This window comes from Cedecea colo, assembly GCF_011808225.1.
Taxonomy (GTDB): domain Bacteria; phylum Pseudomonadota; class Gammaproteobacteria; order Enterobacterales; family Enterobacteriaceae; genus Dryocola; species Dryocola colo.
In genome coordinates, this window is sequence record NZ_SOYS01000005.1 from 70,554 (window position 1) to 96,194 (window position 25,641).

Consider the following 25,641-nt stretch of genomic DNA (forward strand, 5'->3'; position numbering starts at 1 on the left):
ACAAAGTGCTGTTAAGTCCGCGCCAGCGTTTTTTGCGCATCTGAAAAAGGCATTCTCGTCGCTCGCAAGGCCGCTGTCCGCACTCACATATCCACAAAAGGTAGCCGCCTGCGCAGGCCGGACGCTGGTTTTAACATCGCCTTTGCGATAGCCGCTCCAATCTCCGCACAGACGACGAGGCCCTGCACAAACGGCTGGTCATGCATAAGGTAGGGCAATGCACCAAACGCGATGCGTGGGCGGGAGACAGAAGGGTATAATCATTGCCCACGTCGGGAATATCGTCCCCGCAGGCCTGGAGTTGCTCCCTTAACGCTGGAAACGGCAGGTCTTTCGTCTGCAACGGCTTTTGTCCCCGCGCATCGATAAATACATCGAACTCATACGTTTTCTGTCCAACGGAAAGCACGGTCTGACGCGCTTTAACGTCCATCTTATAATCTGGCCCGAGCGCGAGGATATTGATTATCCCGGCCTCGCGTAACGCCAGCAGCCTGCGAATTGATTGTGAAGGGATTGCCGCATAGTTATCGATAAAAACGCGCGCAAGGCCTGAGTCGAACCTTTTACGGTCCTTTTCATCAAGAGAAGCGACGATTTCCTGCACGGCTTCGTGTAACCGGAGGATAACGTAACGCCAGGGCACCGTCCGCCTGTCGCGTTTATTGTGTTCAACTTCATTAAGGTTAGCTTCAGCCCAGTGGAAAGGGTCGTGCTTATGGCGATCGGCAAACCAGGCGTCTGTAAAACTGTCGGCATTGAGCGTTCGCAGCGAGATATGTTCGCTCCATAACGGATCTGCCAGCTCAATTTCCTCAACCATAAGTTTGAAGACCCGGTCGAGCAGGTCGTACAGCCAGCGTTTTTTCCAAATCGATAACCGATAAATGCCGGATCTTATCCGGGCGCGGTAAAAGGCTATCTCGCGTAAACGATTGTTATGATTGTACTTAAAAAGGGCAGGGTTTTACCTGAGGAGAGAGGCTGGCGGTGACGACAGAGCAAGATTATTCATTAATATAGTTTTACATCGCCTTAATAAATGATTATGTTTCTCATTTGCATTTGGGGGCGCAGTTTTTGCAGAGCCCTGTCCGGCTCGCTGCGTAGCTGTAAGCTCCTCATTCAAAGGGAAAGGATCAAAAAATGACTAAAAGAACAACGGCGCTGGCAGCGCTAATTGCCCTGGCGCTGACCGGATGTAGCGCGCATCAGGCTACAACGGCAAAGCCAGCGCCGGTTGCTGCGGCAGAACAAAAAAGTCCTGTGGAGCAGCGCGAGCTCTCTGAAGGCGTATATGAAATGGCGCTAAGCCAGCAGAACGGCGCGCTGTATGTCGCCACCGCGCAGGGCTTCAAAGACGTGCAGGGCGGCGTGATTTACAAGCTGGACCCCATTTCGCTCAAAACCATTGGTCAGGCGCATACCGACCTGAAGAACTTTGGCGCGGTGATGGACCCGCAGGGCAAAACCTTATACGTGACCAACTCGCTGGACGGCGGCATCAGCGCCATTAACGTTGAAGACGGCAAAGTGCTGAACCGCCTGATGTTCAGCGAACGTAACGAGAAGGGCTTCCCTTACGGCGCGCGTGAAATCATCCTGCATGATGGCCTGCTGTATATCGGCGGCGTGGCCGATCCGGCGGTGATCTGGGTGGTTGATGCGAAAACGCTGCAGCTGAAAAAACGTATCAATAACGCGGGCAAATGGGTAACCGGCCTGCTGTATTCTGCGCGGACGCAGCGTATTTACGCGGCCAACGGCGGCGGTGAAATTTTGGTGATCAACCCGAAAACAAACCGTATTGAGAAGCGCTGGAAACCGCTCGGCGAGAAAGAAGCCCTGTTGCTTAACCTTGCGGAAGATCCGGCAACGGGCCGCCTGTTCGTGACCGATAACGGCAAAGCGAAAACCACGCTGGTGCTGGATATCAACACCGGCAAGCTGCTGAAAAATCTGGAAACGGGCGATACGTTAGCGGTGAAGTTTAATGCTAAACGTAACGAGATTTACCTCACCCAGCGTGAATCCGGCAAGCTATTGATTCTTGACGCTAGCACCTACGCGGTGAAGAAGGCGCTGAGCCTGCCGCCACATCCGAACAGCCTGCTGCTGTCCGCTGACGGACAAACCCTGTACGTCACGGTGAAGCAGGGCTTTAACAAAGATCATTCCACCAAAGGACCAGACAGCATTGTTCGCGTTCCTTTAGCGCAGCTGTAAGCACGGTTAAGGCGGATGCGCGCTGGCTCATCCGCCTTAAAAATTCAGCAGCGAGGGGATCTGGGTCAGCAGATAGAGCACCAGCCCAATCGAGCCGCCCACCAGCGTGCCGTTGATGCGGATAAACTGTAAGTCCTTACCGATATTCAGCTCTATCTGCTGCGACATATCGCGGGCGTCCCAGCTTTTCACCGTATCGCTGATATGTTTGGTGAGAAACGCCGCAAACTCCGGCGCAACTTTTCTGGCCGCTTGCTCAAGGTGTTCATTGAGCGAGGCGCGCAACGCGCTGTCTCCCGTCAACGTTTCCCCAAACCACTGTCCGGCTTCGGCAATACGCTGCCTGATGCGCGAATCCTCGCTGTTCATGTCCTCTTTTAGCCAGCGTCGTAAATCGCCCCACAGCTCGCCCAGGTAACGATTAAAAGCCTCGTCTTCCTTCAGGTAGCTTTTGATGTTTTCCGCTTTTTCCATCATCTCCGGGTCGCTTTTCAGCTTATCGATGAGTTTGAACGTGGCGCGGTCAAACGCCAGGCGAAGCTGGTGGCCCTGGTCTTCGCTGATATCATCAAGCATGGAATTGACCGCGCTGGTAACCATCTCGGCGCTGTGCTCGCCCAGCCATTCCGTTGGCAATACTCTGGATTTACGCGGATGTTCCGTTTCCAGCCAGCGCACGATCTGGCGGGCGATAAGCTCCCGCGTGCTTTCCCGGTTGAGGAGCGTTAACAGTTGGGCTATCAACGAATCCAGTAAGGCCTGATGACGGTTATGCTTCGTCATGCTCTCCAGCAGCAGGGCGCTGGAGTAGCTAAGATCGACCTTATCAATCGCTTTATGTACCGCCCGACGCAGCAATCCCTGAATTCGCGAATCGTCCGTCATATCCAGAAAACCGCCCATCACCTGTAAGAGATGCTGCCCGACGCGCCGGGCATTATCCGGCTTGCTGAACCAGACGCCGATCGTCTGCACCGGTTCATGGCGACGAATCAGCGTAATAAGCGACTGGGTATCAAGGAATTTTTCCTGTACAAAATAGCCGAGATTCTCGCCGATACGATCTTTATTACGTGGAATAATCGCCGTATGGCGTGCAATAAACGGGATAGGCACGCGACGGAACAGCGCCACCACGGCGAACCAGTCGGCGAGCGCGCCTACCATCGCCGCTTCGGCAATGGCTTTCAGCCCGCTTACCCAGAAATTCGGCGGTAAAAAGAGTGTGGTCACAAAAATCGCCGCAGCAATCAGCAGCAGGGAAAGCGCAAGGCGCTTGGTTCGTTTTAATTCAGCTATTTTTTCCATGGCCTAAGCATAGAACTGCCCAGGCGGAACCGGTAGCATTAATTTTTACGGGGTTGCATCACGCGTCAGATAATTATGACGCTCGAAGAAAACGGATCTGCCCGAAAAGAGGTGAGGGTAGAACTGCCTGGTATTTGGCAAATCCGCGTCGCTAATGAATTAGGGTTAATATCCGTGCGCGACATCAGGTCTCAGGAACGTTAATACAGCTTAATAAGCAGGGATGGGAATAACGTTACCCATCCCTGAATACAGCAGTTAAATAATCAGAACCAGGCTTCCCACATTGCACCTACGTTAAACGAATCGAGCTGTTTGTCCTCTTCACCCGCAACGCGTGTGGTATGGTTATTTTCAACCTGACCGCCGGTAACATAGAAGCGCAGCATTGGACGGAATTCAGGCCCCATGGCGATGGAGATATTCTGGGAAAGGGTCAGCTTCCAGCCTTTATTGTCGCCGTCATTTTCGTAATCCACGCGTTGATAACCCGCTTCAAGCCAGGTTGAATGCACGTCGTTCCAGAAATACATCGGACGAACGATAACGCCGTAGTTGCGACGATTGTCCTGGGTTTGTTCATCATTATCGTAATCGTGGAAGGCCAGTAAATATTCCACCTGCGCCTGCGGCGTAAATTTATAGCTGCCTTCGAAGCTGGTATAAACCGTGTGCAGCCCGTTGGTTTTGTTATAAACGCTGTTATCCGAGTGGTCAGAATAGCGGGCGATAATTTTGTTCAGGCTATTTTCACCGGTGTGGCTAAGCACCACCGCAGCCTGCCAGGCTTTGGATCTTTCTTCGCTATCGATAGCTTTGGAATCAAAGCCATAGTTGGCGTACAGCTCAAAGTCGATCGGCCCCATTTTAATGCCGTGCAGTTTTGAGGTTGCCGCATAGTTGCCTTTGTCGCCCGTGCCGGAGCTGCCGGTACAGGAGATACGCGATGGGTTATCGCCATCTTCAACCAGCTCAGGATTACAGGATTCGACCGAGGCAACCGCGGCCAGGTCTAGCTGTGCAAAGCCAAGATCGAAGTTTTTTACCCCGGCACCCTGGCCGTCATGGTTCATGAAGAAGTAGTCGTTAATGCCCTGTTGCGGACGCTGGTGGAAGTCGCGGCCAGCCCAGAAATAAGCGTTTGGCTGCGATTCAAAAAGGTTCGTTACCCCAGCGTAAGCCTTCTTGAGGTTAACTTCATCGCCCCAGTGGTCGAACATGACGCCCACGTCCCAGATAGCGCCGGTCTCGCTTTTGAAGGCTTTTGTTAGCTGGAATTCGCCGCCGTTACCTTCGTTGCCCAGACGGCCAATGGCTGATGAACCGTTATAGGAACCATCAACGCCGATATATTTCTGATCCCCCGCCTGGAAATGCGCGCCGTAACGAGCGTAGCCGGTAAACTTCACGCCGTAAGGAATAGCCATATCCGGCGTGTCAGGGGCCGGGGCCTGTGGCGTCACCAGCGGATCTGTCTTTTTAAGCTGTGCAGCATCCATTTTTGCTTCGCGATCGGCCAGCGCTTTATCTACCGCTCTTGCCACTATTTGATCGATTTGTTCCTGAGTAAAGTCCTGAGCGAATACAGAAATTGGGCAAAGGGTGGCGATAACCGCCATGGTTAACGGCAGTCGTTTAAACATGTTCATAATCATCTCAACTTTAGTTAGTTATATTTTCAGACAATGACTATCCCGTTCCGGCTGGGCATATTAATAGCGCCGCCAAACGAGTTTATTTCTGTGCTGTAATCGGAAAGTATTTAATTAAAAAGATCTACGTAATCAGTTCTCCCTTTTATATTTGATGAGCCGGTTTTAACGCTGGTAAAGATGGATAATCTCTTCACATAATTCACGGGCCAGCATTGAAGTCATTAAATGGTCCTGGGCGTGGACCATAATTAACGTCATTGGCTGTCTGGCTTCGCCAGCATCCTGCTCAATCAGTTTCGTTTGCATCAGATGTGCCTGGCGTGAATAACCACCCGCCTCGCGCAGCAAGCTTTTGGCCTCTTCCAGGCTGCCTTTGCGTGCGGTCTGGAGCGCCTCGAAACAAAGGCTCCGGGCCTGGCCCGCATTCATAATTATTTCCATTACCGCTTCTTCTAAATCAATCATCGTGCTTCCCGGAGTTAGTCGACATTTACCGTTGTTATGTGTTGGCATCAACGACGGCCGTTGTCAGGTTTTGCGTTTTTTCCTCTTCTGTCTTTAACAGGGAACGCTCGTAAGCGCGCAGGAACGGCAGATACATCAGAGCCGACATCAGCATACAGATAACGCACATCACTACCGGACTGAGCGCCCAGTTTGCCGCCCATGAAGCACCAATTGGCGCAGGCGTCGTCCACGGCGTCAGGGAAACAACCTGTGCAAGCCAGCCGAGTTTCGTGGCGGCATAAGCAAGGCAGGCGTTGATCAGGGGAACGAAAACGAACGGGATAAACAGCATCGGATTCATGATGATTGGCGCGCCGAACAGAATCGGTTCGTTGATATTAAAGAAGCTTGGCACTATGCCCATTTTGCCGATGGTACGCAGGTGCGCGGCACGGCTGCGCAGCAGCAGGAAGGCCAGCGGTAACGTTGAGCCAACGCCGCCAATCAGCAAATAGTGATCCCAGAAGCCTTGCAGATAGACATGTGGGAGCGCCGCGCCCGCGGCCAACGCCGCCTGGTTTGCCGACAGGTTGGCCATCCAGAACGGATTCATAATGCCGGTAACAATCAGCGAACCGTGGATGCCCGCAAACCAGAAAATCTGGCACAGCAGTACGGAAAGCAGGATCGCCGGCAGTGAATCCGACGCGGAAACCAGCGGCTCCAGCAGGTGCATAATCGCCTGCGGCATGATCATGCCGGTTTGCGCTTCGATAAACAGGTTTAGCGGATGCAGCGTTCCAATCACCACCAGCACCGGAATAAGGATTTCAAACGAGCGCGCAACGCCGGTCGGCACCTCTTTTGGCAGGCGAATAGTGATGTTGTTCTGCTTAAGCCACGCGTACATACGGGTGGAATACATGGCGGTGATCAGCGCCGTGAAGATCCCTTGCCCGGACAGGTACTGGGTGGAGATTTTCCCGTCAGCATAGGGCGCTGCAACCAGCAAGAAGGCCATAAACGCCAGCAGGCCGGACATCACCGGATCGAGATTAAACTGTCGCCCAAGGCTCGCACCAATGCCCACGGAAATGAAGAAGGTCATCACGCCCATACTGAGGTTGAAAGGCAGCATTAGCTGTTCGCGGTAAGCTGCTGAGAAATCAAGCCAGGCACGCGCAAAACCGATCGTGGTATCTGCGGAGAACGGCGGGAAGATAAACACCAGCATAAACGAGCCGATGATCATAAAAGGCAGGGCTGCGGTAAAGCCATCACGAATGGCGATAACGTACTTTTGCTGCCCGAGCCGCCCGGCCAGCGGGGTAATGGTTTGCTCAATAACGGCAACCATAGACTGATATAGCGAACTCATATAAATACCCTTTTAGTGAGCCGCTTCAATGAGCGACAGAGCATAATCCAGCACCTTATCGCCACGCTGCATGCCGTAATCCATCGTATCGATGGCTTTAACCGGAATGCCTTTGGCGGCCGCTTTTTCGCTAAGCGTGTTTAGCATGTATTTCACCTGTGGCCCGAGCAGCACGACCTGGTAGCGTGGAAACTGAACGTCAAATTCGGACACGCCGTAAGCTTCTATCGCAACCGGCAGCCCTCTTTCTTCTGCTACAGCCAGCATTTTGCGCACCAGCATGCTGGTGGACATCCCGGCGGAACAACACAACATAATTCTGAACATCGACAATTATCCTCAAAGTGTAAAAAGTTATTGCGGATGCGATTTGATACTGTATGGAAACCGTTTTCCATCGGCAGGGTGTGGAAGTGTGAAGCTGGTCCAATATCCGGATGTATTGAGGTATTCTTCCTGGATAGGCATCACAAAAAACGATGGGTAAAAAGGCGTTTGGATAGCATATGGAAAATCGGTTTCCACGAAAAAGGGAAACGACTATACTGCAGATGGCCATTTATGAGCCACGGTGGTATCAGGGATTTTCGGGCAAGGATTTTATGCCAGCAGGGGAGATATAATGTCTACAATCAACGACGTATCGCGTTTGGCCGGGGTTTCAAAAGCCACGGTCTCTCGAGTGTTGAGCGGTTCACGCGGCGTAAAGGAAGCCAGCCGTGTTGCGGTACTTAAGGCGGCGGAAGCGTTAAATTACCGCCCAAATGTTATTGCTCAGTCTTTATTAAGCCAGTCCACGGGCTGCATCGGTGTTATCTGCGCCCAGGAAAACATTAACCAGACCACCGGTTACCTGTATGCGCTGGAGAAACACCTCAGCCAGCATCAAAAGCACTTGCTGCTGCGCTTTGCCAATAACAAGGCAGATGTCATGCATGCTCTTGAAGAGCTAACTTGCGGCTTGTGTGATGATGTCCTGATTATTGGCGCTCGCTTCCCGCTAAATATCCCGCATGAAAACGTCATTCTGGTGGACTGCGTGGATGGCGATACCGCGCACAGCATCCAGTTCGACCATGCTTTTGCCGCGGAAACAGCCTGTAACTATCTGATTAAACAAGGCAGGCGACAGATTGCGCTGATAGTGCCGGAAACCAGCGGCGCGGTGGATCAGGTACTGCTGGGGTATAAGCATGCTCTGGAGAATAATTTCCTGCCGTTTAACCGCAACCTGATCTTTATGGATTCCACCACTTCGTCCGTCGCGCTACAGGTGCTGCTCAATAACAGCACTACGCTTAATTTCAACGCGTTACTGGTGGCGGACGAGCAGGAGGCACAGCGCACAATTACGCAACTTCAGGCGTTTAATAAATCTGTTCCGCAGGACATCATGGTGTTCAGCCTTGCGGGGTCGCTGAATCTGCCCGGCATACCAACGATCCCGGCGATTGAGTACTCCATGGATGCGATGGCGACAAGAATCGTCTCCTGGCTTAATGGGAAAACCAAAAGCGTGCTGGATTCGTATATGCTACGCGGCGATTTGATAACCCCGGATATTCGCAGACGTAAATAACGATCAACGCGTTGACGCCGGGGCGCAGAAGCCGGTTCACCAGCGGGTGCAAAATTAAGCAGGTCGGTTAACGGCGACCTGCTTGTCCACATCAGGAAGTCGGCGTCACCCGTGGCGCAAACCCGCTCAGCTCAGAGACCAGGTCGTTTACGCCATCGCTCATATTAACGAAACGCGTTAGCGGCGAACGGGTTATCACCACAAAAACGCCGACGTTAGTTTGCGGCACCATCGCCATATAGGTAATGAATCCGCCGCCGCCGCCCGTTTTTTGCACGATGCCCGGGCGGCCATTTTTCGGCGCCAGATAGACCCAGCCCAGGCCTAACGCATCGGCTTTGCCGGGCACATCCATGCCAATGACCCGGTGAAGTTGTTTACGCTGATAAATCAGCGTTTGCATGCGGTCGGCCTGGCTGTTGCGCTGGTGGAAATCAGAGCTCAGGAACTGTTGCATCCAGCGCATCATGTCATCCGGCGTGGAGTAAACGCCGCCGCTGCCAACTGCCGCAAGGGTGTTATCACAGGGGCTGGCGCCTTTTTCCGCGACCATCAGGCGCTTGCACTGATCGGGGGAGGGAGTAAAGGTGGTATCTTTCATGCCCAGTGGACGAGTGATTTGCTCGTCAAACAACGTGGCGTAAGGTTTGTCTGCCGCACGCCCCAGCGCATCTGCCAGCAGGTCAAACGCAAGGTTCGAATAGGACGCATTTGCGCCGGGCGCATATTTTAACGTCGCACTGGCAAGCCAGTTCCAGCGCTGTTCGCGCGTAGGCCAGGTAAATACGGTGCGATGGGCCGCGCCGCCAGGCTGCTCGCGTGGAAGGGCGCTGGTATGCGTCGCCAGATTGACGAGAGTGATAGGTTGCCCGTTAAACGTCGGGACGCGGGCCCCCGCTGGCGCATATTTACTCAGCGGATCGTTCAACTGCACTTTGCCCTGGTCGAGCATTTTAACCAGCATTTCGCTGGTCATCAGCTTGGTCAGGGAGGCAATACGGATAACCGAATCCAGCTGTGGTCTGACGTTATTGCCGGGGCGGGTTTCACCGAAGCTGTGGAAGACGCGTTGATTGCCATCAATCACAACCATAGCCATGCCGGTCGCACCGCTGCCATAGAAAATATGGTTAGCATAGCGTTCAGCTATTTCAGAGGCGAAAACGGGATCGGGTGAGGTTTGCGCAAAACCTAAAACGGGAAGCGCAACGATGGCTAACGCGGCGATGCGCGGGAGTCGAATTTTCAACGCGAGTAATCCATTTAACGAAGTGGGGCGGTATTCACCGTATTTATACTACGCTCGGGCGCTACGCAAACGTTGAAAATAAGAATTGTGAGAAGAAAAAGCGTAACGCGGCGTTTCAGCGCCTTTCACCGAGGCAAATGCACCGCAGCCAGCGGCCACGGTGCAGATAAAATTAGTCGGATTTCTGGACATCTTTTTGCATCACATCATCTTTAGTGCCGCCTTTCTCAATCATTTTTTCATTGCCTTTATGCTCTTTGTGCATCTCATGGCCTGACTTGCAGCCTTTTTTATCCTCATTTCCAGGCGCGCGGCAGTCATCAATAATGTGGTCCGGATTATTAAGCTGCTCCTTCTCAGCCTGCAGCGTCGAGGTACTGTTGGCCGGATTTTGTGCCAGGGCGCTGGCGCTGGCAAACAAAAGGGTAGTTGAGAGCAAAGCCAGTGTAAGTTTTTTCATCTTTCAGGATTCCTGTTACGTGTAGGGTAGCTCTCTAAGTATGGGTGTAAAAAAAGCAAAACCAGGGTTTTATTGCCTGTTTTTTGTACTCATCATCCGGCCTGGTCAGCCTCAATCGCGCAATGAAGCGAAATACGTAAAAAAACTGCCATGGCCTATGTATAGACCGGGCGGAAAGTGCGTATCATCACGGTAATTTCATCCTGGCTGCAACTATCCACGCCTGCTGGCGTCTAAGTAAAAGCACTCTGCTGTACCGCTAATGATTCAGTTCTTTATGCGATACACACAATTCACGCATTAAGAAGCTGATATATGTCTACTAAGCCCCTGTTTTTCAAATCCTTGCTCCATCCACGTTATTGGCTAACCTGGTTTGGTCTGGCCGTTTTATGGCTCTGGGTACAACTGCCTTACCCCGTACTGCTGAAAATGGGCCGTCTTATTGGCCAGTTTTCAATGCGCTTTTTAAAGCGCCGCGTCTCAATTACCCGTCAGAACCTCAGGCTCTGCTTCCCCCATTACTCCGAGGCCCACATTGATATCCTTGTGAAGCAAAACTTTGCTTCTCTGGGTATGGGCCTGATTGAAACCGGTATGGCGTGGTTCTGGTCGGATGAACGCGTGCGTAAATGGTTTGATGTGCGCGGTCTTGAGAACCTTAACGCCGCCTGCGATAAAGGCCGCGGCGTGATGGTCATCGGCGTGCACTTTATGTCGCTGGAACTGGGCGGGCGCGTAATGGGGCTTTGCCGCCCGATGATGGCCATGTATCGCCCGCACAATAATAAAGTGATGGAATTTGTGCAGACCATGGGCCGTTCACGCTCGAATAAGGCGATGATCGACAGACGCAATCTGAAGGGCATGGTGAAGGCGCTGAAATCCGGTGAAGCCGTCTGGTTCGCCCCGGATCAGGATTACGGCCCGAAAGGCAGTTCGTTCGCGCCTTTCTTCGCGGTACAACAAGCCGCAACGACTAATGGCACCTACACGATTGCCCGCCTGGCAAAACCCGTCATTCTTACCACCGTCCTGATTCGTAATGCCGACGGTTCGGGCTATCAACTGGTTATCGAACCGGAACTGGAAGATTACCCGGTCGATGATGAACAGGCCGCCGCCGCCTACATGAACCGTAAAATTGAACACGAGATCATGCGCGCGCCGGAGCAATATCTGTGGCTGCATCGCCGTTTCAAAACGCGTCCTTTTGGAAAGGACAAACTCTACACTGCTTAATATTCGCGCGGGTATGCTAGCATTCTGAATGTTTTTCTAATCAGGAGTTAAGCCATGTCCGCGTCACGTTTTTTGATGGTCATTGATATGCAAAACGGGGTATTTGCAAGCCCGCGTATCAACCGAGAAACCTGCACCTCCCGCATCAACCAACTTATTCAGGCCGCCGATAAAGTTATTTTTATCCAGCACGCCGAAGAAGGGCTTGAGCCGGGAAGCGAAGGGTTTGAGCTCCTGCCTGAACTGATCCAACCCGCCGACGCACTGTACGTCACTAAAACCGCCTGCGATGCTTTTTATCGTACCGATCTCGAAAAAGTATTGCGTGATAACAGCATCGACGAGTTTGTGGTCTGCGGTTGCGCCACCGATTACTGCGTGGATTCGACGATAAAAAATGGCGCGAGTCGGGGCTATGCCATGACCGTGGCAGAGGATGCTCACACCACGGCGAACCGTCCGGCGGCTCTCGCTGAAACGCTGATTGCCCATTATAACGATGTCTGGCGTAATTTTACGATTCCGGGCAATACCCTACTGGTAAAAAGCACGGCTGATATTCTTGCCGCCTGGTAAGCCGGCAACATCACTTGATACAACATTCCGCAAGCCTTATTGTGCCGGGATCGCTATAACTAACCGGTTCGAACCCCGGTATAACAACAAGAATCTGAGTTCAGGAGTGTTGTAATGTTTAAGTCATTTTTCCCGCGCCCGACGGCGTTTTTCCTGTCGGCTTTTATTTGGGCAATGTTGGCGGTGATTTTCTGGCAGGTTGGCGGAGGCCGCTGGCTGGAAAACTTTGCTGGCGCAAGCCAGCAAATCCCCATTAACGCCAGCCGTTTCTGGACGCTAAAAGCGCTGGTCTTTTATGTTTACTACGCGGGATGCGTTGGCCTGTTTGCGCTGTTCTGGTTTATCTATAGTCCTCACCGCTGGCAGTACTGGTCGATTCTTGGCTCTGCGCTGATTGTCTTCGTCACCTGGTTTATGGTGGAGCTGGGGGTTGCGATCAACGCCTGGTACGCGCCGTTCTTTGACCTGATCCAGACCGCGTTAAGCTCGCCGCACAAAGTCCCGCTTAATAAGTTTTACAGCGAAACGGGGGTGTTCCTCGGCATCGCGCTGATTTATGTCACCGTTGGCGTGCTGAACAGCTTCTTCATCAGCCATTACGTGTTCCGCTGGCGTACCGCGATGAACGACTACTACATGGAGCACTGGCAGATGCTTCGTCACATCGAAGGTGCCGCTCAGCGTGTGCAGGAAGACACTATGCGCTTCGCCTCGACGCTTGAAGACATGGGCGTCAGCCTGCTGCAATCGATAATGACCCTTATTGCCTTTCTGCCGATCCTGGTTGCGCTTTCTCCCCACGTGAAGGAGCTACCCATTGTCGGTGAAGTGCCTTATGGTCTGGTTATCGCCGCTATCGTCTGGTCAATTATGGGTACAGGTTTGCTGGCGGCCGTGGGGATCAAACTGCCCGGTTTGCAGTTTAATAATCAGAAGGTGGAAGCGGCTTACCGTAAAGAACTGGTTTATGGTGAGGACGATCCTTCCCGCGCCACGCCGCCGACGGTAAAAGCGCTGTTCGGTGACGTACGACATAACTATTTTCGCCTCTATTTTCACTACACCTATTTCAATATTGTCCGCATTCTCTATTTACAGATAGATAACGTATTCGGCCTGTTTTTGCTGTTCCCGTCCATTGCGGCCGGGGTGATTACCCTGGGATTGATGCAGCAAATCACCAACGCGTTCGGGCAGGTTCGCGGCTCATTCCAGTATCTGATCAGCTCCTGGACTACGCTGGTTGAACTGATGTCTATCTATAAACGTCTGCGCAGTTTTGAGCGCACGCTGCACAATATTCCGCTGCCGGCCACCGGCGAATCCCTGTAAAAAAAGCTGCCCTTTGGGCAGCTTCCAGACTGATGACAAATTCTCAACCAACACAGGTTGAACCTATACCGCCGAATAAAAAATAAGGAAAATCAAGGGATTGATTTTCGGCTGATAATCACAAAGAAGGAAAAACCACGCTTTTTCCTTCTTTGTCAGCAATCTAAAAGCTGCCCTTTGGGCAGCTTCTCTCTTAGTGTCCCGCAGAAGGGGCGCCTGGTGCGCCTGAGCGGATAAACGGCGGGCGGGCAAACCAGATAATCACAATCAGCGCCATAAATCCCCAGCCTAAAATCCAGAAATAATCGATGGTCGACATCATGTAGGCCTGCTGCTCGATGGTTTTGTCTATTGTCGCCATATGTTGCTGCGTGGCGCCGCCCAGCTTGTTGAGATAGTCCGCCGATGCCGGATTATACGTAGATACGCTTTCCGTAAGGTTGGCATGATGGAACACTTCCCGCCGGGACCAGATCCAGGTGGTGAGCGACGAGGCAAACGACCCGCCCAACACGCGGAAGAAGGTCGCAAGGCCCGAGCCTTCCGCCACCTCCGGGCCGCTCAGGTTCGACAGCACTATAGTAGTGATCGGCATAAAGAAGAGCGCCACGCCAATGCCCATAAAGAGCTGCACTTCGGCAATAGTGCGGAAATCCACGTCGGTATTAAACTGCGCGCGAATCAGGCAGGACGAGCCCATCGTCAGGAACGACAGCGAGGCCAGAATACGCAGGTCGAATTTACCGGCATAGCGCCCGATTATCGGCGTCAGCATCAGCGGCAGTACGCCCATGGGCGCTGCGGCCAGACCGGCCCAAATCGCCGTATATCCCATCTGCGTTTGCAGCCACTGCGGCAGGATAATATTGATGGCAAAGAATGCCGCATAGCCCAGCGTCAGCGAAAGCGTGCCGATGGCAAAATTGCGATCTTTGAACAGGCGCAGGTTAACAATCGGGTGACGTTCCCCCAGCTCCCAGAAAACGAACGATACCAGCGAAATCGCAGAAATCACCGACATCACGATAATTTCCGTGGAGGCGAACCAGTCCAGATCGTTACCCTTATCCAGCACGACCTGTAATAGCCCGACGCCTGCCACCAGAAGCGCGATGCCAATATAGTCGATTGGCGCGTGGGTCGTCGTCTCTTCGCGTTCGCGAAGCTGCGTCCAGACAACGGTGGCGGCAAAAATCCCAATCGGCACGTTGATGTAAAAAATCCACGGCCAGGAGTAGTTATCGGTTATCCAGCCGCCGGTAATCGGCCCGACGATAGGCGCAACCACGGTCACCATTGACAGCAGGGCGAGCGCCATACTGCGTTTACTGGAGGGGAAAATAACCAGCAGCAGCGTCTGACACATCGGGAACATCGGCCCGGCAAAGAAGCCCTGCATGGCACGGAAGATAATCAGCTCCGTCATGCTGTGGGCGAAGCCGCACAGAAACGAAGTGAAGGTGAACATCACCACCGAGCCGATAAACAGTTTGAGCTGTCCAAACCGGCGCGTAAACCAGCCGGTAAGCGGCAGGGCGATGGCGTTACACACCGCAAACGAGGTGATAACCCAGGTGCCCTGGTCCGCACTTACGCCGAGATTCCCGGCAATCGTCGGCAGGGCGACGTTGGCGATGGTGGAGTCCAGCACCTGCATAAAAGTCGCCAGCGACAGCGCGAGCACCGCCAGCCACATATTGGGCGGCGTAAACGCGGCCTTATCTTGCATAACGTCTCTCTTAACGGGTGCCTGCGGCTACCGTTTTGCTGTTGTCATGAAGGATTTTAGCCACCAGTTTGTCCGCTTCTTCCAGCGGATTTTGATACACATCCGTAGTGAAACGCGGGGCGCTAACCGTTTGCTGCGGCAGCAGATGACCGTCGGTGTTGCGAATATCCACGCGGGCGTTCATCGACAGGCCGATGCGCAGCGGATGCTTTTGCATATCATGCGGGTCAAGCGTGATACGTACCGGCAGGCGCTGAACGATCTTGATCCAGTTTCCGCTGGCGTTCTGCGCAGGCAGCAGAGAGAACGCGCTGCCGGTGCCGATTCCCAGGCTTTCAATGGTGCCGTGATATTCCACATCGTCGCCGTAGAGATCCGCGCTGAGCGTCACTTTTTGCCCCAGGCGCATGGTGCTCATCTGACTTTCTTTAAAGTTAGCGTCCACCCAGACCTGATCCAGCGGCACGATGGCAAGCAGCGTCATGCCTGAATCAACCCGCATCCCAAGCTGCACGGCGCGTTTGGCGACAAAGCCGCTTACCGGCGCAACGATGGTGCTGCGCGCGTTATCGAGAAAGCGCTGACGCAGCGTGGCGACCGCGCTTTTGATTTCCGGATGGCTATCGATAACCGTGTCATCCACCATCGCGGTATTGGTGCTTAACGCCTGTTGTGCGGCGGCTAAATCACTTTTCGCGCTGGTGACCGCATCGCGGTAATGGGAAAGATCCTCAGCGGCGATAGCGCCGGTTGCGAAGATTTTCTGACGGCGGTCGTAATCGCTTTGCGCCGTTTGCAGCGCTACCCGTTTTGCTTCCACCTGCGCACGGTAGTTATCCGCCGTGCTGTACAGTCCGCGCACCTGGCGAACCGTGTTGGCCAGGTTGGCTTCGGCCTGTTGCAGAGCGATTTCTGTATCGCTCGGGTCGAGCAGCACCAGCGGCTGGCCTTTTTGTACGAAATCCCCTTCGTCCACGGTGACCTGGGTCACCGTTCCGCCTATTTGCGGCGTGAGCGTAACCTGGTTGCCGCTTACGTAGGCGTCGTCAGTAGTTTCGTAATAGCGGGCATACAACAGATACCACGCAAGGAAGCCCGCTGCGGCAAGCACCAGGATAATGAATAAAATAATGAAGTTACGTTTGCGCTTGCTGCTGCGCTGTACTTGTTCAGCAGATGTAGTTTCCATCTTGTTGGCAACCTTTATAAAGACATTAGCGATGAGGTGCGGTGATCTCGTCCGGCAGCATTTTTGTTATCAGCTCTACCAGTAAACGGGATTCATCGGGGGTGAGTCGTGCTGTGAGATCGCTAAGGATCGAGCTGAGTGCCTCGTTCTGAAAGCGATCGCAAATGACCAGACCTTTGTCGGTCAGCGCCAGAATCACCTGGCGTTTATCCACGGGATTAGGGTTACGCACGATGAGATTGTGCTTAACCATGCGATCGACCATGCGGCTTATGGCACCGGCATCCATCACCAGATTTTTGCTAATTTCTACCGGGCTGGTAATGCCTTTATAGATATGGATAAGCACTTTGAACTGTGCGGCGGTGATATCAGCACCGGAGAAATAGTGGCTGATAAGCTGATCTTTAAACTGGTTTGCCAGATGGATTAGCAAACCGAGATGTAATTTGTTATCGATAATGCCCGGATTGGTGCGCATGGTATTTGCCTGGTCAGTAATTACAAATGAAATTACTGACCAGGCATTTATTTGTCAACGTTGTGTCAAGGAAAACGCACGTTTTGTCAGGCAGCGAGCCAGATTTCAGCTTCTTCTTTCATTTTAGTTCCGCGCCCGGACCTTTTGGTCGCAAATACGCGCTGTACAGGAAAAGCTGATTTTTCCAGCGCATAGGCGAGCGGCGCGTAGGCAATCGGGCAACGGTTCACTACTTCACGATCGATTTCCACCACGCCGAATGGAAAATCAAAGGTGCCGAAACCGTAAACGACCTGACGACGAAGAATTTTCCACTCTCCGTTGCGTTTCTCTGTCATGTCATAAAAGCGGTTATGGCAGATTCCACCCAGCGCCAGCTTGCTGTTCTGGCCGATAATCATCGCGTTTGTTTACACAATCGCTTTGTTTTGCGCGGCGTTAAACGTAACCATCGGGTTATCAATTACATGTTTGGTGCTGATGTCAGATTCACCCATACGCATCTATTCCTCACATGGTTTATCAGCCAATCTCTGATAAAAGCTTTGACGCAGAATTGCTATTGTTAAGCCGCCGGGATGAAATTCAGCGGGCGGTGCTCGCTTATACCCGCCTTGCCTTACAAAACAATCACAACGGAAAGCTATGACGACTGCAATGCAAAACCGACAACGAGGACTTTTCGCCCTCGGCCTGGGAGCGGTTCTGGTTCTGGCAGGCTGTACTACTAAATCTACCGCACCGGTTTCTGAAACCACAAAGCCGGTGGATGTAGAAACTGTCGTGAAGCAGAAGCTGCCAGCCAGCCAGCAGGATCGCAACGGTTGGGCGAAGGATCTGGCAGCAACGTTTAAAAGCCAGCATCTCGCACCGAGCGAAGAAAACGTTTGTTCAGTGCTGGCGGTCGCCCAGCAGGAATCCAATCTGGTCGCCGATCCGGCGGTGCCAAACCTGAGTAAAATCGCCTGGCAAGAGATCGATCGCCGTGCCGAAAAGCTCCATATACCAGCGTTTTTGGTGCGCACCGCGCTGTTAATTAACTCTCCCAACGGCAGGCGCTACAGCGAGCGGCTGGATAATGTCAAAACCGAAGGACAGCTAAGCGCGATATTCGATGATTTTATCGACATGGTGCCGATGGGACAGAAGCTGTTCGGTAGCCTCAATCCGGTTCACACCGGCGGGCCGATGCAGGTCAGCATCGCCTTTGCCGAACAGCATATGGACGGCTATCCATGGAAGATAGAAGGCACCGTCCGTCAGGAGGTATTCACGCGCCGCGGCGGGCTGTGGTTCGGTACTTATCATTTATTGAACTATCCGGCAAATTATACCCGGCCAATTTACCGTTTTGCCGACTTCAACGCCGGATGGTACGCCAGCCGTAATGCCGCTTTCCAGAATGCGGTAAGTAAAGCCGCAGGTGTCAAACTGGCGCTGGATGGCGATCTGATCCTCTATAACACCGATAAGCCGGGCAGCACAGAACTGGCGGTAAGAAAACTGGCGAGCAAAATGGAGATGAGCGACAGCCAGATCCACCGGGCGCTGCAAAAGGGCGACAGCATCGATTTTGAAAAAACCGATTTGTACGAGCAGGTTTATGCGCTAGCGGACAAGAAAGCGGGCAAGAAACTACCGCGTGAAATGCTGCCGGGAATTACGCTGGAGAGCCCAAAAATCACGCGTAATCTGACAACGGCGTGGTTTGCTAAACGCGTTGACGACAGACGTGCGGCCTGTATGAAACGATAAACGTGGGAAGGTGGTGAATGGCGCTTCGCTTATTGCCCTACAAGCTGTTGAAAAGGAGGGCGGGTAAGCGAAGCGCCATCCGATATTGCGGTCTTAGTAATAATAGTGGCGGTGACGATATTTTACCGCCAGCCCAATCATGCCAAGGAACAGGCAGCCCAGCAGGAAAGGCACCAGCCCGAACACGGTGCTGACGGCCAGTCCCATTTCGATACGCGGGCGTGTTGCATCGTTGCTCTGCGCAAGATGTTCCAGCACGCCGGGGGCATGGACCAGTAAATTCAGTATCTGGCTGCCGACCCAGAAGCAAAACAGAATGAACACCGCATAAGCGATATTGCTCAGCGTCGCGCCGCCTGTTTTGGTTGTGGAAACGGTAATCGTTGCGGGGACAACGTGTTTCGACAAAGTGATATCAGTCATTTTGACCTCCCATAAAACCGAAACGCCAGTCAGGTTTCCGCCCGATAATTGCAGCAAGTTTGGCAGGTCATAAGGTTTGTCAATATCAGATTGTTGGTAATTTCCGCGCCGGAATCCTCCTGGATTTGCATTTTTTGCGTTAAATCACAATTCTGTAACTTAAATGAAATTCTTGTAACATTATGTCGATTGACGTCTATTAACGTGCGGTGAGTTTTCGCAGGCTGTGCGACAATGCGCCAACTTCTTTTTATCCTGATGGATGGCACCATGACTGCGAAAACCCTGAGCTTAAAAATGCGTCGCGACTGGCACTATTATGCCGTGGCAATTGGGCTGATTTTCATTCTCAACGGCGTGATTGGCCTGCTGGGCTTTAAAACCGAAGGCTGGCAAAGCTATGCGGTAGGGCTGGTAACGTGGGTTATCTCTTTCTGGCTGGCGGGGCTTGTGATTCGCCGTCGCCCGGAACCTGAAGAACCGGGCCCGGCAAAAGAGTAATTCAGCTGGTAATGGAGCTTTTCAGGGCGCTATCCTGCTGGTGACGCTCCAGCGCCAGCTCAATCAGGCGGGTGATAAGCGTCCGGTAATCCAGCCCGCTCGCCTGCCAGAGTTTTGGATACATGCTGATGTTGGTAAAGCCCGGCAGCGTGTTTATTTCATTGATAATCACTTCGTCGTCTTCGGTCAGGAACACATCCACGCGTGCCATGCCGCTGCATTCAAGCGCCTGGTATGCGCGCACGGCAATCTCGCGGATTTTGTCGTTGATCGCTGTGGAAAGCCTGGCCGGAACCACAACCTGCGCGCCCTGGGCATCAATGTATTTGGTGTCGTAAGAGTAGAAGTCGCTGTTCACCACCACTTCGCCGCAGGTGCTGGCCTGCGGGTCGTCATTGCCCAACACGGCGCACTCAATTTCGCGGCCTTTAATGCCCGTTTCCACCACCACTTTGTGATCGAATTCGAAGGCCAGCGCGACGGCGGTTTCGTACTGCTGCGCGTTGTTTACTTTACTCACGCCAACGGAAGAGCCCTGGTTCGCCGGTTTGATAAACAGCGGCAGGCCGAGCTGTTTTTCCACGTCGGCAAAACTGATTGTGCTGCGGCTGGCGCGGGTCAGGGTGATAAACGGCGCGACATTCAGCCCGGCATCACGCAGCAGGCGTTTGGTCACATCTTTATCCATGCTCACCGCCGAGCCGAGCACGCCGGAACCGACAAACGGCAGGTTTGCCACGCGCAGCATGCCCTGCAGGGAACCGTCTTCGCCAAGCGTGCCGTGCACGATAGGGAAAATAACGTCCACTTGGGGAAGCTGCGATGCGGAATTTGATTCGATCAGCTGTTGCTGCGTCTGGCCCGGTACCAGGGCTACGTTTTTCTCAGAACGGTTCAGGGCGATGAGCGCCGGATCGTCCGCATGCAGCAGATAGCTGGAGGCGTCGTTGATATGCCACTGGCCCTGTTTATCAATGCCCAGCAGCAGCACATCGAACTTCGTTTTATCAATGGCGTCGACGATATTTTTTGCCGACTGCAGCGACACCTCGTGCTCTGCCGATTTCCCACCAAACACGATACCAACCCGCAGTTTTGCCATGCCCGAACCCATCCTTAATCATTACGAAGGCGGTCAACATAGCACGCTCATAACGCGGATTCATGTGCTTCGTGGCGCTCAAACCCTCTCAACTTCTATACTGATTATTCCGTAAACAAATAAGGGCTGCGGAATGGCGAAAGGAGTAAAGGCCTTGATTGGTTTAACCGTAACGGCGGTGGCGGCGTTCTGGATTTATGAGCATCTCCCCGCGCAGTACAATCCTTTCACGCCCTTGTCCATTGACGATCCGCCGACGCTGGTTACGCGCTATAAACTGCGCCAGATGGCGAATCACCCTGAAGCGTGTCTGGCGTTGCTCAAACAGGCGGAAGCGCGTCAGCAACTGAGCTTTCGAAGCGTTGCGGATGCCAGTGGGAAATGCCCTCTGAGGGATGCGGTAAGAGTGCAGAATTTTGGCGATGTGAAACTCAGCAGCAGCTTTCTTGCCAGTTGTCCGTTAGCGCTAAGCAGCACGATGTTTATTCATCAGCGCGCGGTCCCGCAGGCTTTAACGACCTTTGGCAGCAAATTAACCCGCGTTAACCATCTGGGCAGCTACGCCTGCCGCAATATCTATCATCGCCAGAATGCGCGCCTCAGCGAGCATGCAACGGCCGACGCGCTTGACGTCAGCGGTTTTGGCTTTGCCAACGGACAGCAGGTCACCGTATTGAAAGGCTGGGGTTCTGACGGTAAAGGCGGGGAATATCTGCACGCGGTCTTTGAAAACGGCTGTGTATTTTTTGGTAACGCGCTGGGGCCTGACTACAACGCGGCCCACGCTAACCATTTTCATCTGGGCATGCGCGGCTACGGCCTGTGCCGCTGAGCTGAATTTGTATGATAAACTTGTCATAATTTCGCTTCTTTTTATTTTTACCCCTTTGAATAAGCGCGCACCGTATGGAATCCTGGAAGGTCAATATTATCTCGGTCTGGTTCGGTTGCTTCTTTACCGGCCTTGCCATCAGTCAAATTCTTCCCTTCCTGCCGCTGTATGTGGAGCAGCTGGGCGTCACCTCTCACCGGGCGCTGTCGATGTGGTCCGGGCTGACGTTCAGCGTGACTTTCCTTGTTTCCGCCATTGTTTCGCCGATGTGGGGCAGCCTGGCCGATCGCAAAGGGCGCAAGCTAATGCTGCTGCGTGCCTCGCTGGGCATGGCGGTTGCGATTCTGTTGCAGGCCTTCGCCACCAACGTCTGGCAGCTCTTTATTCTGCGCGCCATTATGGGGCTGACCTCCGGTTATATACCTAACGCTATGGCGCTGGTGGCCGCGCAGGTTCCTCGTGAACGCAGCGGCTGGGCGCTCAGTACCTTATCCACCGCGCAAATCAGCGGCGTTATCGTCGGTCCCTTACTGGGCGGCTATATGGCCGATCATCTCGGGCTGCGGATGGTATTTTTCGTCACCGCGGCCCTGCTGATGGTCAGCTTTACGGTGACGCTGTTGCTGATAAAAGAAGGAGGACGCCCGCGCGTCAGCAAAAACGAGCGGCTGTCGGGTAAAGCAGTTTTCGCCACGTTACCTTATCCCTGGCTGATGCTGAGCCTGTTTGTCACTACGCTTGTCATTCAGCTTTGCAACGGGTCGATTGGGCCGATTCTGGCACTTTTTATCAAACACCTCTCGCCGGACAGTTCGAATATCGCCTTTATGAGCGGCTTTATCGCCGCCGTGCCGGGCATTTCAGCGCTATTCTCAGCGCCTAAACTGGGCAAGCTTGGCGACAGAATTGGCACCGCGCGTGTACTAATGGCGACGCTTATCTTCGCTGTGGTGCTGTTTTTTGCCATGGCGTGGGTGACTTCACCAATGCAGCTTGCGGTATTGCGCTTCTTACTCGGTTTTGCCGACGGCGCCATGCTGCCCGCCGTGCAAACGCTGCTGGTGAAATACTCAAGCGACCAGGTCACCGGACGGATATTTGGCTATAACCAGTCGTTTATGTACCTGGGCAACGTTGTTGGGCCGCTGATGGGCGCCGGTGTTTCAGCCGTGGTAGGATTCCGCTGGGTATTTATTGTTACCGCGCTGGTGGTGTTGATTAACGTCTGGCAATTAGGGCTTGCCCTGCGCCGCAAGCAGCAAAAAGATGAACAACGCAACCTGCAAAGCTAAATGGCGCCAGGCCGTATTTAATTTAATACGGTCTTTTAATATTGCGGTTTTGGTGAGGAATAAGAAAATACTGGCTGCACATTTTATTATTCCTGAAACAGGAAAAATGGAATAACCGGAGCGAAACCCGCTTTATGAACAACCAGTAATTCTGTATTTTTTGCGGTCTCGCACAATATTAACCTGAGCAGATAAAAATAGTACCTTTACCCTCTAGGAAAGCGCTAAACGTAATGCTACCGTCATGTTTCAAGACCTTCAGGGACACGCGTTATGAAAAACCTTATTGCTGAGTTACTGGTTAAACTCGCCGAGAAGGAAGAAGAGTCAAAAGAGTTTGTTGCTCAGATTGAAGCGCTGGAAATAGTCGTTACCGCTTTGCTGCGCCGTATGGAACAAAGCGAACAACATGCACTGATCACCAGTATTGAGGCGGCTTTGCACGACGCTCGCCCAAAGGAGGTTGTGTCTTCTCACGACACGCAACTATTACAACAATATTTAGAGAAATTACTGACACATCCGCGTAGCTGAACCCTTTAATGCCTCATTTTCCGTCACCAAATATTTATAAGGTTGCTCTGTTTTTATTTAAGCCGGTAGTTTTTACACGGCGAAAATAAAGTAAAACAGAGCACAATTATCATAAGCTTATTCCCTTTGTGACTAAGCGGTTTAGCAGTCGGTGCAGAAAATATATCGCTGCCTTTAGATTCTCGAGCAGCGCTGGGTGATATCACACAACCTGGCGGCGCCCGCGGCGTTAATTTCGCCCGTAACGTCCCGTAAATGCTACGGCCCGACGGTGAGCAGCGGGCAGTGCGCGGCAAATGCGCTGGAAAATGGCGGTAAAGGCTTTGTTACCAATCAACTCCTGAATGCGCGGGCCGAGGTCACCTTAGGCGGCGACGCGGAAATCTTCTCTGCAACCGCAAAAGCAGGGGAATGGGTCGGAAAAACGCTGGCGCTCGTGACGGCTGACCACGCGCATGCAAGCCGGATTATCGTCCCCGACACCAAAACGTCCGGGCTGTCCAGGCGCTGAACATCAAAGATGGTGCGGTGATGGTGATGAGCTACGGCAGCGCGGAAGGGGACTCGCAGGAGCATACCGGTACGCAGTTGCGCATTGCCGCTTACGGCCCTTATGCGGCGAACGTTGTCGGTTTAACCGATCAAACTGACTTGTTTTACGCCATGAAAGCGGCGATGAAACGGCAATAATGCGGGAAAGGCCCCAACCGTGAATTTTTGGTGCGCTAAGTAGCCTTTTTCATCTATGCGAGCCAGGCTTAAAGCGCCACATACTTAGATGGATAGAGCTATGAAAATTGCCTTAATAATGGTGTTACTGGCAGGCGTAGTGGGCCCGGCGACAGCGGCAGATAAAGCTATGACGCCCCAGCAACAGCGCATGACCTCGTGTAACCAACAGGCCACATCGCAAACCCTGAAAGGGGACGACCGTAAGCTATACATGAGCAACTGCCTGAAAAACAGCAGGTCCGCACCCGGCGAGAAAAGCCTTACGCCACAACAGCAAAAAATGAAAACCTGTAACGCGCAAGCGGGCAGACAAACGCTGACCGGCGATGCGAGAAAAACATTCATCAGTAACTGTCTGAAAAAACAGACGGGTTAGTTCTAATGGGTGAGCCTGCGGGCCGGCTCACCCGAAAAATCATACTTCCCCCCGGCTTCCCCTCCCTATAATTACTACAAATATTTCAGAATGTTCCTAATTATCATGAGTGATGAACAGGGTTTCAGCAGATGGATTTCCGGGAGAGCTATGGAGTGCCCGACACACCTCAATGAAGACAGGCATCACTCAGGTCGGCGATTTGCCCGACGTGTTTATTTACCCAGGGTTATCGGCCTTGCGACAGGTTTTTTTTGCGTCGCTTCCGTACTCGTCATGCAGCCTCTCTCCGGCTGGTGGTGGCTACTGCTGGTGGCGAATGGCTTCGTCTGGCCGCATCTTGCCTGGCAAGTGGCCGACCGGGCGCCCGATCCCACCCGCGCCGAAATCCGCAATCTGCTGATCGATTCCTGTATGGGAGGCGTGTGGATTGCGGTAATGGGCCTGAACGCCCTGCCTTCAGCGCTGATTGTGGCCATGATGGGCATGAATAATATGGGCTGCGGCGGCGTGAAGCTGTTTTTATACGGTCTGCTATTGCTTATCTGCGCCTGTACCTTAACGCTTGGCCTGATCCATATTCCGTTGAATCTGGAAACTATGCCTTCTCAGGTCTGGATTTGCCTGCCGATGCTGATCGTCTATCCCATGTATTACGGGCTGGTCAGCTACCGGACGGCAGTAAAACTCTCTGAACACAAGCGTCGTTTGATGCAGCTCAGCACGCGAGACGGTATGACGGGCGTGTACAACCGTCGCCACTGGGAGCATCTGCTGCACGGGGAATATGATAACTGCCAGCGTTATCAGCGCAGCGCCACTTTATTACTGATCGATATCGATCACTTTAAATCCATCAACGATAATTTTGGCCACGACGTTGGCGACGAAGCGATCCTCGCGATCACCGAGCATTTGCAGCTCATTTTGCGCATTACGGATGTGGTGGGGCGGTTCGGTGGAGATGAATTCGGCGTGATCATGTCCGGCACGTCACAGGAAAGCGCTATCCAGGCGATGGTACGCGTTTGCGAACAGCTGAATACTTTTCGGCTGCCGCGCGCACCGCAGGTCGTTTTGCGGGTTAGCGTGGGCGTGGCCCAGTTTGATCGCCGCATGACCAGCTATCGCGAGTGGCTCAAAGCGGCGGATTTGGCGCTTTACAAAGCAAAAAACTCCGGACGCGGGCGGATTGAAGCCGCAGCCTGACGGAAAGCGTTTATGTTCCCTCTCCGGGGAGAGG

At 53.0% G+C, this 25,641-nt stretch carries 25 protein-coding genes and 2 pseudogenes; 13 read left to right on the forward strand and 14 right to left on the reverse strand.

From position 1 onward, the window contains the following. Positions 1 to 83 precede the first annotated feature (83 nt). A pseudogene (locus E2L00_RS12335) lies at positions 84 to 847 on the reverse strand (Rossmann-fold NAD(P)-binding domain-containing protein); the annotation flags it as partial. Positions 848 to 1,146: 299 nt separating this feature from the next. Here E2L00_RS12335 and E2L00_RS12340 point away from each other — a divergent pair. Then, positions 1,147 to 2,226, forward strand: a complete 1,080-nt coding sequence (locus E2L00_RS12340) for a YncE family protein (protein ID WP_167611861.1) — start codon at positions 1,147 to 1,149, stop codon at positions 2,224 to 2,226. A gap of 36 nt (positions 2,227 to 2,262) precedes the next feature. On the opposite strand, the gene E2L00_RS12345 is transcribed toward E2L00_RS12340, so the two are convergent. From E2L00_RS12345 to E2L00_RS12365, 5 genes are all read right to left on the reverse strand, one after another. Next, positions 2,263 to 3,534, reverse strand: a complete 1,272-nt coding sequence (locus E2L00_RS12345; RefSeq protein WP_167611864.1) for a DUF445 domain-containing protein — start codon at positions 3,532 to 3,534, stop codon at positions 2,263 to 2,265. 266 nt (positions 3,535 to 3,800) lie between these two features. Next, positions 3,801 to 5,183, reverse strand: a complete 1,383-nt coding sequence (locus tag E2L00_RS12350) for a carbohydrate porin (RefSeq protein ID WP_167611867.1) — start codon at positions 5,181 to 5,183, stop codon at positions 3,801 to 3,803. Positions 5,184 to 5,351: 168 nt separating this feature from the next. After that, positions 5,352 to 5,654, reverse strand: a complete 303-nt coding sequence (locus E2L00_RS12355; RefSeq protein ID WP_167611870.1) for a PTS lactose/cellobiose transporter subunit IIA — start codon at positions 5,652 to 5,654, stop codon at positions 5,352 to 5,354. Between the two features lie 34 nt (positions 5,655 to 5,688). Beyond that, a complete protein-coding gene (locus tag E2L00_RS12360; protein WP_167611873.1) occupies positions 5,689 to 7,014 on the reverse strand; it encodes a PTS sugar transporter subunit IIC in 1,326 nt (441 codons plus the stop codon). 12 nt (positions 7,015 to 7,026) lie between these two features. Further along, positions 7,027 to 7,341, reverse strand: coding sequence for a PTS sugar transporter subunit IIB (locus E2L00_RS12365; protein ID WP_167611876.1), 315 nt, complete (start codon positions 7,339 to 7,341; stop codon positions 7,027 to 7,029). A gap of 295 nt (positions 7,342 to 7,636) precedes the next feature. Here E2L00_RS12365 and E2L00_RS12370 point away from each other — a divergent pair, with 295 nt between their 5' ends. Continuing rightward, positions 7,637 to 8,593, forward strand: coding sequence for a LacI family DNA-binding transcriptional regulator (locus E2L00_RS12370; protein WP_167611879.1), 957 nt, complete (start codon positions 7,637 to 7,639; stop codon positions 8,591 to 8,593). 91 nt (positions 8,594 to 8,684) lie between these two features. Here the strand turns inward: E2L00_RS12370 and ampH are convergent, their stop codons facing one another. Both ampH and E2L00_RS12380 read right to left on the reverse strand, forming a co-directional pair. Continuing rightward, positions 8,685 to 9,836, reverse strand: coding sequence for a D-alanyl-D-alanine-carboxypeptidase/endopeptidase AmpH (gene ampH, locus E2L00_RS12375; RefSeq protein WP_420808851.1), 1,152 nt, complete (start codon positions 9,834 to 9,836; stop codon positions 8,685 to 8,687). A gap of 178 nt (positions 9,837 to 10,014) precedes the next feature. Continuing rightward, positions 10,015 to 10,302, reverse strand: a complete 288-nt coding sequence (locus tag E2L00_RS12380) for a hypothetical protein (RefSeq protein WP_167611884.1) — start codon at positions 10,300 to 10,302, stop codon at positions 10,015 to 10,017. A 315-nt stretch (positions 10,303 to 10,617) separates the two neighbouring features. Between E2L00_RS12380 and lpxP the strand changes: the two genes are divergently transcribed. The 3 genes from lpxP (at position 10,618) to sbmA (ending at position 13,452) form a co-directional block, all read left to right on the forward strand. Beyond that, positions 10,618 to 11,544: a kdo(2)-lipid IV(A) palmitoleoyltransferase gene (gene lpxP / locus E2L00_RS12385; RefSeq protein ID WP_167611886.1), complete on the forward strand. Its 927-nt coding sequence runs from the start codon at positions 10,618 to 10,620 to the stop codon at positions 11,542 to 11,544. Between the two features lie 54 nt (positions 11,545 to 11,598). Next, positions 11,599 to 12,120 carry an isochorismatase family protein gene (locus tag E2L00_RS12390; RefSeq protein ID WP_167611889.1) on the forward strand — a complete coding sequence of 174 codons (522 nt, stop codon included), beginning with the start codon at positions 11,599 to 11,601 and terminating at the stop codon, positions 12,118 to 12,120. A gap of 114 nt (positions 12,121 to 12,234) precedes the next feature. Then, a complete protein-coding gene (gene sbmA, locus E2L00_RS12395; RefSeq protein ID WP_167611892.1) occupies positions 12,235 to 13,452 on the forward strand; it encodes a peptide antibiotic transporter SbmA in 1,218 nt (405 codons plus the stop codon). Between the two features lie 193 nt (positions 13,453 to 13,645). Here the strand turns inward: sbmA and E2L00_RS12400 are convergent, their stop codons facing one another. The 4 genes from E2L00_RS12400 to E2L00_RS12415 all read right to left on the reverse strand — a co-directional run bounded on the left by E2L00_RS12400 (position 13,646) and on the right by E2L00_RS12415 (position 17,252). Continuing rightward, complete coding sequence (locus E2L00_RS12400; protein WP_167611894.1) at positions 13,646 to 15,181, reverse strand: DHA2 family efflux MFS transporter permease subunit; 1,536 nt, start codon at positions 15,179 to 15,181, stop codon at positions 13,646 to 13,648. A 10-nt stretch (positions 15,182 to 15,191) separates the two neighbouring features. Continuing rightward, on the reverse strand, positions 15,192 to 16,370 hold the full coding sequence (locus tag E2L00_RS12405; RefSeq protein WP_167611897.1) for an HlyD/EmrA/EmrK family protein: 1,179 nt from the start codon (positions 16,368 to 16,370) through the stop codon (positions 15,192 to 15,194). Between the two features lie 25 nt (positions 16,371 to 16,395). Further along, complete coding sequence (locus E2L00_RS12410) at positions 16,396 to 16,851, reverse strand: MarR family transcriptional regulator (RefSeq protein ID WP_167611900.1); 456 nt, start codon at positions 16,849 to 16,851, stop codon at positions 16,396 to 16,398. Between the two features lie 86 nt (positions 16,852 to 16,937). Continuing rightward, a complete protein-coding gene (locus tag E2L00_RS12415; RefSeq protein ID WP_167611903.1) occupies positions 16,938 to 17,252 on the reverse strand; it encodes a hypothetical protein in 315 nt (104 codons plus the stop codon). A 256-nt stretch (positions 17,253 to 17,508) separates the two neighbouring features. Here E2L00_RS12415 and E2L00_RS12420 point away from each other — a divergent pair, with 256 nt between their 5' ends. Next, positions 17,509 to 18,606, forward strand: a complete 1,098-nt coding sequence (locus E2L00_RS12420) for a DUF1615 domain-containing protein (RefSeq protein ID WP_167612365.1) — start codon at positions 17,509 to 17,511, stop codon at positions 18,604 to 18,606. 93 nt (positions 18,607 to 18,699) lie between these two features. On the opposite strand, the gene E2L00_RS12425 is transcribed toward E2L00_RS12420, so the two are convergent. Then, positions 18,700 to 19,029: a DUF2755 family protein gene (locus E2L00_RS12425; RefSeq protein WP_167611906.1), complete on the reverse strand. Its 330-nt coding sequence runs from the start codon at positions 19,027 to 19,029 to the stop codon at positions 18,700 to 18,702. A gap of 270 nt (positions 19,030 to 19,299) precedes the next feature. Here E2L00_RS12425 and E2L00_RS12430 point away from each other — a divergent pair, with 270 nt between their 5' ends. Continuing rightward, positions 19,300 to 19,530: a DUF2754 family protein gene (locus E2L00_RS12430; protein ID WP_167612368.1), complete on the forward strand. Its 231-nt coding sequence runs from the start codon at positions 19,300 to 19,302 to the stop codon at positions 19,528 to 19,530. 1 nt (position 19,531) lies between these two features. Here the strand turns inward: E2L00_RS12430 and ddlA are convergent, their stop codons facing one another. Next, entirely contained in the window at positions 19,532 to 20,632 is a 1,101-nt protein-coding gene (gene ddlA, locus E2L00_RS12435) for a D-alanine--D-alanine ligase (protein WP_167611909.1), read from the reverse strand. Between the two features lie 133 nt (positions 20,633 to 20,765). On the opposite strand from ddlA, the gene E2L00_RS12440 reads away from it, so the two are divergent. The 6 genes and pseudogenes from E2L00_RS12440 to adrA all read left to right on the forward strand — a co-directional run bounded on the left by E2L00_RS12440 (position 20,766) and on the right by adrA (position 25,607). Next, positions 20,766 to 21,464 (forward strand): extensin-like domain-containing protein, encoded by a 699-nt coding sequence (locus E2L00_RS12440; RefSeq protein WP_167611912.1) that lies wholly within the window; start codon positions 20,766 to 20,768, stop codon positions 21,462 to 21,464. A gap of 74 nt (positions 21,465 to 21,538) precedes the next feature. After that, entirely contained in the window at positions 21,539 to 22,756 is a 1,218-nt protein-coding gene (locus E2L00_RS12445) for a multidrug efflux MFS transporter (protein WP_167611915.1), read from the forward strand. 273 nt (positions 22,757 to 23,029) lie between these two features. Beyond that, a complete protein-coding gene (iraP, locus tag E2L00_RS12450) occupies positions 23,030 to 23,290 on the forward strand; it encodes an anti-adapter protein IraP (RefSeq protein WP_167611918.1) in 261 nt (86 codons plus the stop codon). A 214-nt stretch (positions 23,291 to 23,504) separates the two neighbouring features. Continuing rightward, positions 23,505 to 23,980: pseudogene (locus E2L00_RS12455) on the forward strand (alkaline phosphatase); the annotation flags it as partial. 100 nt (positions 23,981 to 24,080) lie between these two features. After that, positions 24,081 to 24,398 carry a PsiF family protein gene (locus E2L00_RS12460; protein ID WP_167611921.1) on the forward strand — a complete coding sequence of 106 codons (318 nt, stop codon included), beginning with the start codon at positions 24,081 to 24,083 and terminating at the stop codon, positions 24,396 to 24,398. A gap of 90 nt (positions 24,399 to 24,488) precedes the next feature. Next, the gene (gene adrA / locus E2L00_RS12465) at positions 24,489 to 25,607 is read left to right on the forward strand and encodes a diguanylate cyclase AdrA (RefSeq protein WP_268903905.1); all 1,119 of its coding nucleotides are present in this window, start codon (positions 24,489 to 24,491) and stop codon (positions 25,605 to 25,607) included. Positions 25,608 to 25,641 lie beyond the last annotated feature (34 nt).